Genomic DNA, 14,218 nt, shown 5'->3' on the forward strand with positions numbered 1-14,218 from the left:
AGGCGTCCGGGAGAATGCAGGTATGGCTGAACAGAGCATCTGGATGCGGAAGGTCGCCGCCGACCCCGGTCACTCCACCTGGTTCATCGAGCGCTTCCGCTCCATGGCTCGCGCCGGCGACGACCTCGCCGGGGAAGCCCGCCTCGTGGACGCCATGCTGCCGCGCCACGCCCGCATCCTCGACGCCGGCTGCGGATCCGGCCGGGTCGGCGGCGCGTTGGCCGAGGCCGGGCACGACGTCGTCGGGGTCGACGTCGACCCGGCTCTGATCGAGGCCGCCGAGCAGGACCACCCCGGCCCGCGATGGCTGGTCGGCGACCTGGCCGAGCTCGACCTTCCCGCGCGGGGCGTCACCACGCCGTTCGACGCCGTCGTCTGCGCGGGGAACGTGATGACGTTCCTCGCGCCGACCACCCGTCGTGACGTGCTGCGGCGCTTCCGTACGCACCTCGCGCCGGATGGCCGGGCCGCGATCGGCTTCGGCGCCGGCCGCGGTTACGAGTTCGACGAGTTCCTCGCGGACGCGGCGGCCGTCGCGCTCGAACCCGACCTGCTGCTGTCCACCTGGGACCTGCGTCCGTTCAGGAAGGACGCGAGCTTCCTGGTCGCCCTCCTCCGCCCCGCCTGACGAGAGGATAAGGAGCGAGCCATGGCCGAAGTGCCTGTCCTGACCGGTGACGCGGCGGAAGAGCTGGACTCACCGTGGCCGCGCTGGGCCTGCTGCGTGTCGGCCCTGATCAAGCGCCGCGCCCGGAGGGCCGCCTCGTTCGTGTGACCCTCGTGGCTCACCGCACCGGGGCGCCCTCCCCCAGAGCGGCGAAGGGACGGCCGGAGACGAGTTCGGACTCGAATCCGTCCGGGCCCTTCGGACGATCTCCGAGCAAGGTCACCCGGTAGAGAGTCCGGCGAGCGGGAATGCGGGCGGTGTCCTCCGCCGCCAGGTGAGCCGTGGCCCGGTTGTCCCAGAAGGCCACGCTGCCGGGCTCCCAGCGGAACCTGACCGTGTACTCCGGCCTGACCAGCTGTTCGTAGAACAACCTCAGGAGATGTTCGCTCTCGACCGTGGACAGGCCCACGATGCGGGCCACCGAGGACGGGTTGACGAACAGGACCTTCTCCCCTGTCTCCGGGTGCACGCGCACGACCGGATGGATCGCGATGAGCGGATCCGATTCCGTCATCTTCACCAGCGCCTCGACCTCGGGGTCTCCGGGCAGCATCTGGAAGCCGGACAGGAAGCGGTGCTCGGCGTGCAGCGTGTCGGCGAAGCTCCTGATCGGGTCGGACAGCCCCGCGTACGCCGCCGCGAGATTGGTCCACTGGGTGTCGCCCCCGTACTCCGGGACCACCGCCGCGCGCAGTATGCCCGCCGCCGGCGGGTTGACCGCAGGCGACACGTCGGTGTGCCAGCCCGAATAGTGGGCCCTGCGGCGTCGGCGGTACACCTCCTCGTGGTCTCTGCCGAGCTCGTCCTCCAGCGGGCGGGGGTCGATTGTGAGGATCTCGGGAAACTCCTCGGCCGCGGGCTTGTGGTAGGGATGCGCGTAGGTGAGCCGGCCGAAGTTGCGGGCGAACGCGATGTGCGCCGCGTGGTCCAGCGTCTGGTCGCGGAAGAACAGTACTTTGTGCGCCAGCAGGGCAGCCCGTACGGCTGAGACTGTTTCCGCCGGCAGCGCCCGGGAGAGGTCGACGCCGTAGATCTCGGCACCGATGTTCCCAGCCACCCGTCTGACATCGATCACAGCGGAATCCCTCCGGAGAGCTCGTCGTCGCCGAGGCAGAAGGGGTTGTCCTCCTGCCAGCGCGACTGGGCGGTGGCGGCTTGGACCGCCAGGTCGTACGCCAGGTCGTCCCCCAGCGATCTGGGTGGGATCACCAGGCATCGCACGGGCGTCAGGCGTGCGCCACGGCTGACCTTCCCGGGCAGCGCGCCCACGCCGAGGTCGACCGCCTGCAGCCCCTTCTCCTGCGCGTAACGGATGGGGCCGTACATCACCAGGTTGAAGTACTCGTACGCCCCGGGGAGGGCCGGGTAGTCGAACCCGGCCGTTCGCACGAAGACCACCCCTTCCCAGTCGTACGACAGGGAGGTGCCGACGATCCGGCCGTCGGCTTCGGCGCAGAGCACGACGCTGTGGCGGTCCAGGTGCCGGGACTGCAGGGACAGCGACCTGTCCACCTCTCTCTCGTCCGCCGCGTGCCCGTACTTGCGCTGAAGCGCGGCGACGAGGGCGGGAAGCTCGTTCCGCACCTGACCCAGCCGGTACCTGCGCAGTTCCAGGCTGCTCGAGAACCGCCGGACCTCTTTCCTGACGACGTGGCGGTAACTACCGGAAAGCGCCTGAATGTACCGGTCGAAACCACCCGCAGGCGGATGGATACGGGCTCTGGCTCCGAGGAAGGTGACGAGGGAGGCCTCCGGCAGGAGATGCCTCACCCGGCCGACCGAACTGTCGAAGAGGTACATGAACGCCGCGCTGCGCGCCTCGCTCTGCCGCATGCGGTCCAGGAACGCGGACACCAGGCACTCGACGACCTCGCGTTGGAGTTCGGCGGAGAGGCGCCGCCTCACGACGAGGTGATTGGCGAACGCGGAGACCGAGCCGCCCAGAAGCACCGGATACCACTCGGCGTACCGTTCGCTCTCACCTCCCGCGTTTCCCGGCGGGAGGAGGAAGGACGCCTCCGGGGGGAACAGGAACTGGCGTACCGGATCGTAGAAGCCGTCGGCCGGCGGCTTCGCGTACAGGTAGGTGGGCAGGGCCCCCAGCAGCTCACCATCCCGCGATACCAGGACATACCGGATGTCCGCCTGCTCCCGCTGGACGTCCTCGATCATTCGCAGCCAGGGGTAGCTGAGGTACAGTCCCAGACCCGCCGCCACATGCCGCCATCGCTCCGGCCCCACGGAGTCGATAGTGGTCGCCGCTGACACCTGCAGCCGTGTCATGCGGCCTCCCGACTCAGCACCGCGATCCGCTCGCGCCGGAGACGGACGGTGAGCAGATTCAGCGTCGCGGCGCAAAGGCCGACGAGCAGACAGCACGACCACAGGGTCCCGGCGCCGAGCCGATCGAGAACCAGTCCGCCCGTGAGCGGGGCCAGCAGTCCCCCGAGCGACCAGGACAGCCCCATCGCGGCCTGATACCTTCCTCTGGCGGTCACCGGCGAGAGCTCCGCGGACAACGAGGCGGCGGACGGCGAGTACAACATCTCGCCCAATGTCCACACGACCACCGACAGCGAGTAGGTCCAGAGGTCGAAGGCCCAGGCGTTGAGCCAGAATCCCAGGCCGATGATCGCCGCGGCCAGGGCGAGCACCCGCGACGAGTCCCGCTGCCGCAGCAGACGCGGCACCAGGAGCTGCCCGGCGACGATGAGCAGCCCGTTCAGGGCCGCCACGATCCCGTACGCGGAGGGTGGGAAGCCGCTCCTCTGCATGACCAGCGGGAGCGTCGAGGTGTATTGGGCGAACAGGAGACCGCAGAGGGTGGCGGTCACGACGAGGCTCAGGAACGCGGAGTCCCGCAAGGGCCCCGGTGCCCGCGAGCGCTCCGCTCCGGAAGCCCCCGGACTCTCCCGGTGCAGGGTCTCCGGAACGCGCAGGAGAACGATCACGGCCATCGCCAGCGACGTGCAGCCGTCGATGACGAACACCAGGTGGAAGTCGAATCCCGCGAGGAGACCGCCGAGCGCCGCGGAGCACGTGATCGCCAGGTTCAGCGCCCAGTAGTTCAGGCTGAACCCCCGGACCCGGTCCTCCTTCGGCAGTATGTCGATCAGCATCGCCGAGTAGGCGGGGTGCTGCATGTTCTGGACCGCCCCAAGGACCAGCACGATCACCAGGATCTGCCAGACGGCCCGCGCGGATCCCAGTATGAGAAGCGCCGCCCCCGCGCTCAGGTTCGCCGCCACGATGGTGGCACGCCGGCCCCAGGAGTCGGCGAGCTTCCCGCCCACGAGCACACCGATGACACCGCCCAGGCCCAGCGTCCCGAGGACCAGACCGACGAGGGCGGCAGAGTAGTGGAGGCGGGCCGACAGATAGAAGGCGAGGAGAAGCGCGACGAACCCGCCGGCCCGGTTGACCAGCAGCCCGAGCCACAGCCACCAGAAGGTTCCGGGCAGGCCGCGAACACCGCTGCGCGGCTGGATCGGCGTCTCGATGTCGCTCGTCATGGGCGCAGGACCTTCGATCGGACATCGGTGAGGAAATCGGCCTGGAAGGGGCGTACGTCGACCTCGCTCTTCGCGCTCAGCACATCGCCGCGGAGCGGCGGGGCGGTCACTCCGTCCTGACACCACGGCACGGGGACCGCCTCGCGGCTCAGGTCGTAGCACAGGCTGAACGACGGGTCGGGCAGCCTGTCCAGACTCAGTACCAGCTCCGCCTCGTTCCAGCCGTTTCCCGGCATGAACGCGTGCGACGGCACAGGCACAAATCCCATTCCTCTCTTGAACCTGAAAAGGCCCGGCTCGCAGAAGTGGCCGTACAGCGTCGGGTCGCTGCCCAGGCTCACCAGGTCTCGGCGGAGTTCGCGCGCCACCTCGAAGATCCGCAGGTGGAGCAGACGGGACAGCCCGGCGCGCCGCGCCTCGGGCTCGGTGACGATGTAGCGCAGGTAGACCGTGGACCCGTTCTGCTGGAGCTGGCAGACGCAGGCCCCGGCCTGCCTGCCTTCCACGTACGCGATGACGGCGATCGAGGTGCCTGGCGCGGCCAGGATGGGGTCACGCAGCGACTCGGCGTAGTTGTGCCCCCTGCGCATCCGTGCGATGGCATCCACGTAGAGCCGGAGGAAATCGTCGTACGCCCGTTCGGTGATCGGATGGTGCACTTCCATGCGAACCGCCGCGTCCGCACCGTACCGGAGCGCCTTACGGAACGCCCGGCGCTCCGACACCGAAAGCTCGCCCAGATACGCCTCGTCCGACTGCGGCGTGCCCCGGAGCCACGTCACCCAGCCCGGCTTCAGCGTGAACCCGGCCCTCACGAGGTCGGGCCACCGCTCGGCGGGGGGATGCATGACCCGGACGACGTCCAGTTCGTGCGGATCTCCGGGCGGCGGGGCCGGCAGAGCCTCGTCGAGGTCGAGCGTGCCGACCCTCAGGCCCAGGTCTTCAGCAAGTCGCATACCGCTTCCACCCTGGCTCAGTAGCCGACGTTCTTGGGATCGAGCCCGCCGAGGCCGAGCAGTTCGAGCAGAGGCTCGTCCCGGCGGCCGAACGCGTCTGCGACCAGGGCCAGGTAGTCGGCGGACGGCTCGGCCTGTTCGAAGTTGAACGGGGCCATGAAGACCGTGGAGAACTGCAGCGTGATCAGTCTTCGCGTTCTGCTCGCGCTGACGTTCTGCCCGCCCCTGTGCCAGACGGCCGAGTTCATCAGGACGACCTGTCCTGGCGATACCGTCATCTCCTGCTCGTCGGGCAGGGGGCGGGCCTCCGGAGCCGGTTGCTCGGCGCGCAGGTGACTGCGCCGCACGACGTAAAGCGGTCCGACCTCGGCATCCGGGGGATCGAGGTAGAGGAGGACGGTGATCACAGCCGGCGCCGCGCCGAGCGGAGGGGGAGGACTCACGTGCGGCCGGAAATCCGTGTGCCACACCGTTCCGTCGCCCGATCCCGGGCGGGTGACCCTGATGTTGGAATTGCGGAGCACGATGCGTGGCCCGAGCAGGTTCCGGACGGTGTCCGCGAGCGGATAGTCGAGAAGCGGGACCGTCAGGAACCGGGGATCACGCCGGTGCGGGTCGCGAATGTACTGGCCCGCGAACTCCTGGGTGTAGGTCCGCTCGCCGGAGTCGCCGAAGCGCGCCCCGACCAGCGCGTCCGTGGCCTGTTCCAGAACCTGCAGCTGGGCCGCTGAGAGTTTCGCCTCGGGGACGACGACCCCGGTCTCCAGGAACGTCGCGGACTCGTCCTCCGTCAGCAGTGACGGGCAACGCCGCTCGCGCTGCAGTACATCGGCATTGTGAATGGTGTAGCTGACGCTCATGCGTGGACTCCGAACTGAGCTTGCCGGGTGCCCCGGTACTGGAGCATGTAGCTCCTCTGCTGCCTGCTGTCGGGAAACGTGCGGGTCTTGTATTCGTGCAGCGACGCGCTTTCCGAACCGCCGAGGTTGAGGGCGTCCGAACCCGAGCGGCGGACCTCCAGGTAGATCTTCCAGAGGAAATAGGTGGCCAGCCGGGGGACCTCCTCCACCGCCAGGAAGTATCCGTGGGAGGTCCCGGTCGTGTCCCCTGTGACGGCGAAACCCGCGAGCCGGTCGCCCTCGAAGAGATAGTGGTAGGTGAGGGCGTCGTGCTCGGGGCCGTCGAGCGCGGCGACGGCCGACCGGTTGAAGCCCCGCTCGTGCTCGTCGTACTGGTCGGCGCGCGCGGCCCGGCGGTTGACGAAGTCGGCCTCTCCGCATCCCATGGGTTTCGGGGCGGCTCGGTAGGTGAACCGTCGGCTGTGCGCGAAGACGGCCTCACGGATCGATTTGTGCCGCTGCCCGGCGGGCAGAGCCTGCGGCTCGGCGGTGACGATCACCTCGGGGAACGCCTCGTCATCGTACGGCGCGTCCGGCGTCCACGGGCCCACGACGTCTCCCCAGCCGTCGGCCCGCAGGGCGGCCGTCAGATCGGCGAGACAGTAGCGCGCCACGAACGGAATTCCCGGCAGCACGTCGGACACCAGTTTCGCGACATGCTCCAGTAGGTCCGCCATGGCGGAGGTCCGCCCTACCGGCCGCAGTGCGACCAGGCGCCCGACGTCGGGCCGCCAGGTGAGGACGACCGCGGCGGCGTCGCTGCGCAGGAGGATTCCGGATCCCCGACTCCGTAGTCGGTAGAAGAGACTGTGACTGCCATGGACGTCGTCCCCATCCTGCCGCATCGTCGGGAAGAGGGCCGCGGGGAAACTCGGTGACACACGATGAACCTCGATCTCCGAACCATGGTGAACCACCTCCGCGATAAGACTCTCCAACTCAGCACCTCTGTCTGCTCATCACCCAGATGTGGGTGTTCGCCAAGGGCGTGTAGACGGGCTTGTCGAGATTGCGTACGCGTTCGACCGAAAGTCCTTGCTTTTCGGCGAGGCCGGCCAGGGAGTAGGCGTCCAGGGCGTACTGGACGTGTTGTTCACGCCATTTGAGCTCCCCGCCCTCCGAATAACGCTCCACTGTGCTGACGCACCGGTCCTGGGACGCGTCGTACCGATGGCTCCAGCGGACCCGGCCGTCCGCATGATTCTCCTCGTATTCCAGATCCCGCCACTCCTCACGCAGGAGCCGCGGGGAGGAATAATCGAATATCAGCAACCCGAATTCGCGCAGGCACCGTGCGGCCTCGGCCAGGAATACCCTGAGCACCGCCGGGTCGAAGTAGTTCAGCGTGTCGAATCCGGAGACCAGGACATCGAACTCACGGTCCTCGAAGGGAAGCCCCTCCGACGCGTCCGCCACGACCGTGCGCCGATAGCTTCCCCTCGCGCGTTCGAGCATTCTCGCGGCCCGGTCAAGGCCGACGATCTGGAAATCGGGCCGCAGTTCCCGCATCAGCCTCCCGCCGATGCCCGTCCCGGCGCCGATGTCGGCGATCCGAGTTCCTGTTCCGCGGGAGAGCCCGGCCAGCTCCGCGACTATTCCCTGACGCCATGTGCTTTCCGCCAGCTCTCCCAGTAGCGCGTCGTACTCCTCCGCCAGGCGCGCGTACATGCTGGAAACACCCCCCTTTCAGCGTTTCCCCGGTGTCACCCGAGAGAGGCGGCGGGCCAGGGCTCCGCGGAGGAGACGAAGAACTTGGTGCCGTCCGGACAGCCGACGAGAATCTCCGGGAACGCTCTCATCACTTCGTCCAGCTCGGGGAGCCTCTCCTGGCGGTCGATCGCGGCCTGGTCCTCGTACACCTCCGACGAGACGAAGGAGTGGGGATCGGCCGGATCCTGCAGGATGTCGAAATGGATCACGCCCGGGACCTTGCGGCTCTCGGTGGCCAGCCGGGCGAACATCTCGCGGGCGACATTCAGCTTCTCCGCCCGCACTCGGACGGCGACACGATAGACGATCACATTGCCCCCATAGATACGTACACGACGCCGAAGACCCGTAAGCCTGGCCGTGACACTTTCTTACAATACTTCGTATAAACGGTCAGAAACAGTGTTGACTTCGCTGAATCGCCAAGCTGGGCTCCGCCTGCGAATTTCCCGCCGAATGGCAATACGAAAATTCTGCGGGCATTTCCATCGACCTTGCGCACCAACCTGGCGACGGGATCGTGATTGCTTTTTCGGGCACCCCGTATATCGATCTCTCCTGACCTCCTCCGCCGCGCACCGCTGTCAGGGGGCGTGGCCTTAGTCGGTGTCGAGGACCCACTTCGCGACGAACACTCGCGATGAGCAGTCGAGCTTCTTCATGATCTTGCGTAGATGGTTGACCACCGTCCACTCGGCGATGCCGAGCTCGCGGCCGATCTCCCGGTTCGTCAGGCCTTGGGACACGAGCTTGGCCACTTCGAACTCCCGGTCGGTGAGCGGTGCGTGACATCGCTGTGACGACGCGCTCCGATCGTGCTCCAGCAGCAGCCGTGAGAGCGCCTCCGCGAACACCTCGACGGGAGTCGAGAGCATCCCCGCATCGCGTTCCTCCTTGAAGCCGGACAGACCTATTACCTGCTTCGCCTTGTCCGCGAGTTCGTTGATCCTCTCCCGCCTGCGGGAAGGCACCGGATGCTCATCGTCGTGGTGCGCGTCGGCGATCGCGGCCAGGACCTTCGCGGTCTGCCGCCACTGTTCGACGGTCTTGGACGTGCGGGCGAGCACGACGGCCAGCAGCTCCAGCCCGATGATCACCTCCTCGCGGTCCTCAGGCCAGCTGAGCAGGGACAGGGCCCGCGACAGGAGTTCCCTGGCCCGCTCCACCTCTCCGGCGTCCGCCGCCACTTCCGCGAGGACGAACAGGGACAGCGCGCCGCCCGGGCGGTCCCCCGCGTCGAGGTTCGCCCGCAGGGCTCTCTCTCCGAGCACCTGGGCCATGTGCGCGTTGTGCGCGTACAGGTGGACCTGTGCGAGATCCTCAAGGGCGTGGCGGTAGCTCTTGGTGGCGGAAACCGAGCTGGTCGCCCTGCTCAGGCAGACTTCCGCGCCGCGCAGGTCTCCTCTCACCAGGGCGACCCTGCCCAGCAGGGAATGACAGCGAGCGACCTCGTCCGCGTCGGGCAGACCGGTGGAGATCGCGAGCGCGTCCAGCACCCTCCGGTGCGCGAGGTCGGGGTCGCCGGCGCTCTCGATCTCGCCCAGCAGGCGCAGGGCCCGCGCCCTTTCCGCGTCCGTGAGGGACCCCCGGCGGAGCACCTCGTCGAGGATGCCCCGCTCGTCCCGGGTGTGCAGCACGTTCCTGGAGCAGTCGCGGAGCAGGTGCAGCGTCCCGACGGCCCGCGAGTGATCGGCCAGATCGATCAGCATCCGGCAGACCTGGATGACGTCCTCGCGCGACTGGACGAGCTGCTCACGGCACTGCTGCCGTTTCTCGTCCGTCGCTGTGGCGGCCGTCTTCGCCAGCCCGCGGAAATAGGAGATGTAGCGGCTCCTGGCCCCTGGGCCGGCGCCCTTCCTCCGCCTGCGGAGGTGGTCACGGGTGGTCCGCAGCATGGAGAACATGAGCTCTCCGTCCGGACGCACAACGGTGAGGAGAAGGTTCTTGTCCAGCAGACTTTCCATCTGCCGGTGGAACGACTCCTCCGCGGCTCCGATGACGGCCGCCGAGGCGGAGAGGCTGAAGGAGCCGCAGAACACCGTGAGGTCGGAGAGTATCGCCAGTTCTCGGGCGGAGACCCCGCAGAGGCTGATCTCGGTAGCCGACCGCAGGTCCGCGTACTTGGTGGCGAAAGTTCCGGCCGAATCGCCCGACAGGTCGTTCACGTCCTCACGGACGGCCGCGTAGATACTGTTCGGGCCGAGGATCTTGGTGCGTGCCGCCGCCATCGTGATGGCGAGTGGAAGGCCGTCCAGTTCCCGGCATATCCCCGCGACACTGCGGACGTTCGCCTCGTTGAGCTGGAACTCGGGGCGTACGGCTCGGGCGATGTCGAGGAACAACTCCACCGACGGCGCTCCCGCGAGTTCGATGAAACTGCCGCTGCGCGGCGGCGTGGCCAATGGCGCCAACCGGAACAGGAACTCGCCGTAGACGCGGAGGGGCTCCCTGCTGAAGGCGATCACGTTCACATCGGCACAGGACGCGAGCAGCTCGGCGACCAGGGCGCGAAGAGGCTCTCCGACCGTCTCGCAGTGATCGAGCACGAGCAGGCGGGGCCCTTTCCCGCCGTCGTGTTTGAACGCGCCCCAATCCGTGTCGGCACGATCATGAGGCCACCCCTCCGAGACGGCGGCGAGCACCGGCTTATCGGGCCCCCCGGTGTCATGCGATTCGGTGAAATCGCAGAAGTAGGCGCCACCGGGAAAACGTGGGGCGATATCGGAGAAGCACTCTAAGGCCAGCCGTGATTTTCCGACCCCCAGCGGCCCGGTCACCGTCACCAAACGTGTTCTCGAACCCGTGATGAGGTTCTTGAGTACGGTCAACTCCTTCTTCCTGCCCACTATCGCGGGCAGCCAGTAGGGCATCGTCGAGGCGCCTCCGCTCATGACGCCGCCCCGTCATCCGCGCATCCATGTTCGTCCACTACCTGGATAAGCATGAGATCGTCCCCGTGATCTCCTGTTGGCTCACCTGCGACTTCTCGGGAGATGACAGACACCCGCCCGTTTTCGGACTACAGGGATGCTCAGTAAATGACAGCCGATACCAGTTCGAACGGCATGGCATCATCCGGCACAACCCCCGTTGGGCGAATGCAGCACCCGTGATCACTCCCCGTAGTACGGACAAGCTTGCACAAATGATTGCAATGAGTCAATCGTTACCGGAAAGCGACAAGCGGACGTTTCCGAATCGGCGTCCCGCCCAGGAGAGCACGTACACGATCGACGACAGCGACACCATGGAGGCCGGTGTGGGACGACAGGACCTCGCCCCTGGCCAGGCCGACGTTCAAACCGTGCCTAGGCGCGAAGATGGGCACAGCGGGCCCTTTTCATCCTGAGCAACGATCCGCTTCGACCGCTTCCCTGGCATCCGCTGGCACCAGTGTGCAAGGGACGGGCCTCAGTGTCTTGTCTTTTTCTGCACACTTGATGTCGTTTCGTGCACGGTGTCGGCCGACTGGGCCGGGGACGGGGCGGCCAAGGACGCCACCGAAGTCATGGGCGGCCGGTCGCCGCCTACCTGCGAGATCTCCTACGGGCGGTTCCTGCGCACTGTCGGGATCCGCTTCCCCGCCGGCATTCCGCCGACGGCCCGGCCGCCCAGCCTTACGCCGGGGGTTCGGGACGCCGTGGGGCCGTCCCCGGGCACGCGCCCGTCGCGCTCGCCGGCCGGCGGAAGGAAGTGACAATTTACTGCTAAGGCGACGACGTTGACACTCGTCTGCGTGCACATCTACTTTTGGAAAATGCCATGTTCGGATGGCGGAGGATTTCCGCGGGCCGATTCGCCACACCCGCTTTTTCTGCATGCCATTTATCCGCAGAAGACCGGCGCTTACCAGGCGGTCAGGCGACTGCGGGCCCTGAGATGCCGGCGGAGTGCGCCGCGCACCGGCTCCTCGGTGATTCCGATGCCCCGTTGACTGCCATTTCGACCCGTATCCGAACCCTGCGCCGGTGCGTCGAGGGATTCGCTTTATCCGGCCCGGACGAGATGATACGCACCCACCGCGGACAGGCCTTCCCACCGTGCAGGCGGTGTGGTAGGAAGGGTTGGCGGAACCGGGAAGAGAGGCATGCCTGAACCATGGCCGAGCGCACACGTACTATTTCGTGGGCCGATCCGGAGCTCGCGGGACAGGCGACATTCACGATGCGCGGTCTGGAGGCGGTACGCGCGATGTTCCGCGGCGAGCTGCCCAAACCCCCGATGGGCGAGCTTCTCGGTTTCACCGGCGAACTGGCCGAGGAAGGGCGGGCGGTTCTTTCCGTGGTCCCGGCCGAATATCACAGCAACAATGCCGGGACGGCACATGGAGGACTGGCCGGGGCACTGATGGACGCCGCGCTGACCACCGCGGTTCTGACGGTTCTTCCGGAGAACCATTACGTGAACACGCTGCAACTCAGCCTCCACTATGTGCGTCCGTTGCTGATCGACGGCGGAAAGGTCCTCGCGGAGGCGACCGTGGTGCACCGCGGTAACACGATCACGACCGCGAGCGCGGAAATCCGGACAGCGGACGCGAAACTCTGCGTGCACGGAACCGGTACTTTCATGATTCGCAGCTTCCGGCGGGACTGATCCCAGGCGACGACGCTTCCGTTTCTCTCTTCTGCCGGAATTTCTCCTCTATCGGGACTGGAGTGAGGATGGTCACGGAATCGGCGGCCGGCCCCCTGGACGACCGGGCGGAGTACGACCGGCGCACGCGATCGGCCGTGCGACTGGTGATGCTCGCCAGTTTCATGGTCCTCGCCGATGTCTCGATCATGAACGTGGCCGGTCCGGTGATCCAGCGTGACCTGGGCGCCGATCTCGGCGAGGTCCAGCTTATGATCGCGGTTTACCAGATCGCGTACGCCTCCCTGCTCGTCACGGGCGGACGGCTCGGCGACATCTACGGCCGGCGACTGCTCGTGGTCGTCGGCACCGTCTGCTTCCTGCTCGCGTCGGTCGCCTGCGGGGTCGCGCAGGATCCCCTGCAACTCATCGTCTTCCGGGGCGCGCAGGGCGCGTCTGCCGCCCTCCTCTCGCCGCAGGTCGTCGCGACCATCCAGGTCGCCGTCCCGCAGGCGCGCCGGATGTCGGCGCTGAGCCTGCTCGGCGCGGTGATGCAGATCGCCACGATCATCGGGCCCCTGATCGCCGGCGTGGCGATCGCCTGGAACCCCGGCGGACTCAGCTGGCGGCTGATCTTCTTCGTCAACGTGCCCGTCTGCCTGGTGCTCCTCGTACGGCACACGCTCGTGCCCGCGGACCGGGCGGCCGGCCGGCGGCGGATCGACGGGGCCGGCGTCGTGCTCGTCGTGCTGACGCTCCTGGCGCTGACGGTTCCGCTCACCGTGGCCCGCGGCCGGGGCTGGCCGTTGTGGGGCTGGGTGATGCTGGCGGCCAGCCCTCTGCTGCTCGCGGCGTTCGCGTTCGTGCAGCGACGCCTGAACGCGCGCGGCGCGGAGCCGCTGCTGCCCCTGCAACTGTGGCGCGAGGGCGGGTTCCGCGCCGGCGTCCTGCTCTATCTGGTCTTCTTCGGCGGCGCCATCTGCTTCTTCCTCTACTACGCGCTCGTTTTGCAGGGAGGGCTGGGCATGTCGGCGTTCTGGACCAGCGTCAGCGTCACGCCCTACGCGGTGGGTGCGATGGCCTCGTCCTCCTACTCCCGAAAGCTCGTGCCCCGCATCGGCGCCCGCCGGACCGTCCTGACCGGGATCACCTTCTGCTGCGCCGGCACGGCGTCGATGCTCCTTCCGCTGGCCCTCTCCCGCACCTCGGCGTTGCCCGTCTGGATGCTGGGACCCCTGACCATCACAGGGATAGGGATGGGGCTGGTCATCGCCCCGCTGCTCTCCTTGGCCCTCGCCGGGATCGAGCCGGCGCACGCGGGAGCGGCCTCGGGCCTGCTGTCCACCGTTCAGCAGGTCGGCGGCGCGCTCGGCGTGGTCGTCATGGGCCTGTTGTTCTCCGTCTCGGAGAGCGGGCCCGCGTCGCTCTCCGAGCTGGGCGACGGGCTCATGCGGGGGCTGCTCTTCGAGGTGGCGGCCTTTCTTCTCGCCGCCGTACTCATCATGAGGCTGGCCCGGGTGACCCGGCCCGCCTGAGCGTGGTCGTCGCGGACGAAGCGGGCGTGTGTCGACGTGCCGCCCGCGGCTCGTCGTCCGCCGATCAGCGGACGACGACCTCGGGGCCGCCGGCCTCGTCGTCGTCGAGGTCCACCTCGACGCCCATCTCCTCGGCCAGGCGCAGGGCCTCCTCGATGAGGGTCTCCACGATCTGCGACTCCGGCACGGTCTTGATGACCTCGCCCCTGACGAAGATCTGCCCCTTGCCGTTGCCCGAGGCGACACCGAGGTCGGCCTCCCTGGCCTCGCCGGGCCCGTTGACCACGCAGCCCATCACGGCCACGCGCAGCGGCACCTTGAGCCCGGCCAGCCCGGCCTGGACCTGCTCGGCGAGGGTGTAGAC

Annotated in this window: 14 protein-coding genes; 4 read left to right on the forward strand and 10 right to left on the reverse strand. The window is 67.8% G+C overall.

Annotation, left to right across the window (positions count from 1 at the left end):
- The first annotated feature begins 22 nt into the window (after positions 1-22).
- Positions 23-628, forward strand: a complete 606-nt coding sequence (locus F5972_RS27655) for a class I SAM-dependent methyltransferase (protein WP_150937395.1) — start codon at positions 23-25, stop codon at positions 626-628.
- Positions 629-649: 21 nt separating this feature from the next.
- Positions 650-775, forward strand: coding sequence for a hypothetical protein (locus F5972_RS38980; protein ID WP_263641864.1), 126 nt, complete (start codon positions 650-652; stop codon positions 773-775).
- A 10-nt stretch (positions 776-785) separates the two neighbouring features.
- Here the strand turns inward: F5972_RS38980 and F5972_RS27660 are convergent, their stop codons facing one another.
- The 9 genes from F5972_RS27660 to F5972_RS27700 form a co-directional block, all read right to left on the reverse strand.
- Positions 786-1,742 carry a TauD/TfdA dioxygenase family protein gene (locus F5972_RS27660; protein WP_225311951.1) on the reverse strand — a complete coding sequence of 319 codons (957 nt, stop codon included), beginning with the start codon at positions 1,740-1,742 and terminating at the stop codon, positions 786-788.
- On the reverse strand, positions 1,739-2,950 hold the full coding sequence (locus tag F5972_RS38400; protein WP_150937399.1) for a GNAT family N-acetyltransferase: 1,212 nt from the start codon (positions 2,948-2,950) through the stop codon (positions 1,739-1,741). The genes F5972_RS27660 and F5972_RS38400 overlap by 4 nt, the downstream gene beginning before the upstream one ends.
- Complete coding sequence (locus F5972_RS27670; RefSeq protein WP_150937401.1) at positions 2,947-4,179, reverse strand: MDR family MFS transporter; 1,233 nt, start codon at positions 4,177-4,179, stop codon at positions 2,947-2,949. The genes F5972_RS38400 and F5972_RS27670 overlap by 4 nt, the downstream gene beginning before the upstream one ends.
- Complete coding sequence (locus F5972_RS27675) at positions 4,176-5,135, reverse strand: GNAT family N-acetyltransferase (protein WP_150937403.1); 960 nt, start codon at positions 5,133-5,135, stop codon at positions 4,176-4,178. The genes F5972_RS27670 and F5972_RS27675 overlap by 4 nt, the downstream gene beginning before the upstream one ends.
- 17 nt (positions 5,136-5,152) lie before the next feature.
- A complete protein-coding gene (locus F5972_RS27680) occupies positions 5,153-5,995 on the reverse strand; it encodes a phytanoyl-CoA dioxygenase family protein (RefSeq protein WP_191910338.1) in 843 nt (280 codons plus the stop codon).
- Positions 5,992-6,711: a hypothetical protein gene (locus F5972_RS37500; protein WP_191910339.1), complete on the reverse strand. Its 720-nt coding sequence runs from the start codon at positions 6,709-6,711 to the stop codon at positions 5,992-5,994. Before F5972_RS37500 ends, F5972_RS27680 begins: the two co-directional genes overlap by 4 nt.
- Positions 6,712-6,973: 262 nt before the next feature.
- Positions 6,974-7,702: a class I SAM-dependent DNA methyltransferase gene (locus F5972_RS27690; protein WP_150937410.1), complete on the reverse strand. Its 729-nt coding sequence runs from the start codon at positions 7,700-7,702 to the stop codon at positions 6,974-6,976.
- 35 nt (positions 7,703-7,737) lie between these two features.
- Positions 7,738-8,055 carry a putative quinol monooxygenase gene (locus F5972_RS27695; RefSeq protein WP_150937412.1) on the reverse strand — a complete coding sequence of 106 codons (318 nt, stop codon included), beginning with the start codon at positions 8,053-8,055 and terminating at the stop codon, positions 7,738-7,740.
- 288 nt (positions 8,056-8,343) lie between these two features.
- Positions 8,344-10,290, reverse strand: a complete 1,947-nt coding sequence (locus F5972_RS27700) for an ATP-binding protein (protein ID WP_191910340.1) — start codon at positions 10,288-10,290, stop codon at positions 8,344-8,346.
- A 1,552-nt stretch (positions 10,291-11,842) separates the two neighbouring features.
- On the opposite strand from F5972_RS27700, the gene F5972_RS27705 reads away from it, so the two are divergent.
- Together F5972_RS27705 and F5972_RS27710 are read left to right on the forward strand one after the other, a co-directional pair.
- The gene (locus tag F5972_RS27705; RefSeq protein WP_150937415.1) at positions 11,843-12,340 is read left to right on the forward strand and encodes a PaaI family thioesterase; all 498 of its coding nucleotides are present in this window, start codon (positions 11,843-11,845) and stop codon (positions 12,338-12,340) included.
- 68 nt (positions 12,341-12,408) lie between these two features.
- Complete coding sequence (locus F5972_RS27710) at positions 12,409-13,854, forward strand: MFS transporter (protein ID WP_150937417.1); 1,446 nt, start codon at positions 12,409-12,411, stop codon at positions 13,852-13,854.
- Positions 13,855-13,918: 64 nt separating this feature from the next.
- Here F5972_RS27710 and F5972_RS27715 read toward each other — a convergent pair.
- On the reverse strand, positions 13,919-14,218 hold a 300-nt coding region (locus F5972_RS27715; protein ID WP_191910317.1), incomplete at its 5' end, for a flavodoxin-dependent (E)-4-hydroxy-3-methylbut-2-enyl-diphosphate synthase.

Source organism: Microbispora cellulosiformans, assembly GCF_008728085.1.
Lineage (GTDB): Bacteria > Actinomycetota > Actinomycetes > Streptosporangiales > Streptosporangiaceae > Microbispora > Microbispora amethystogenes.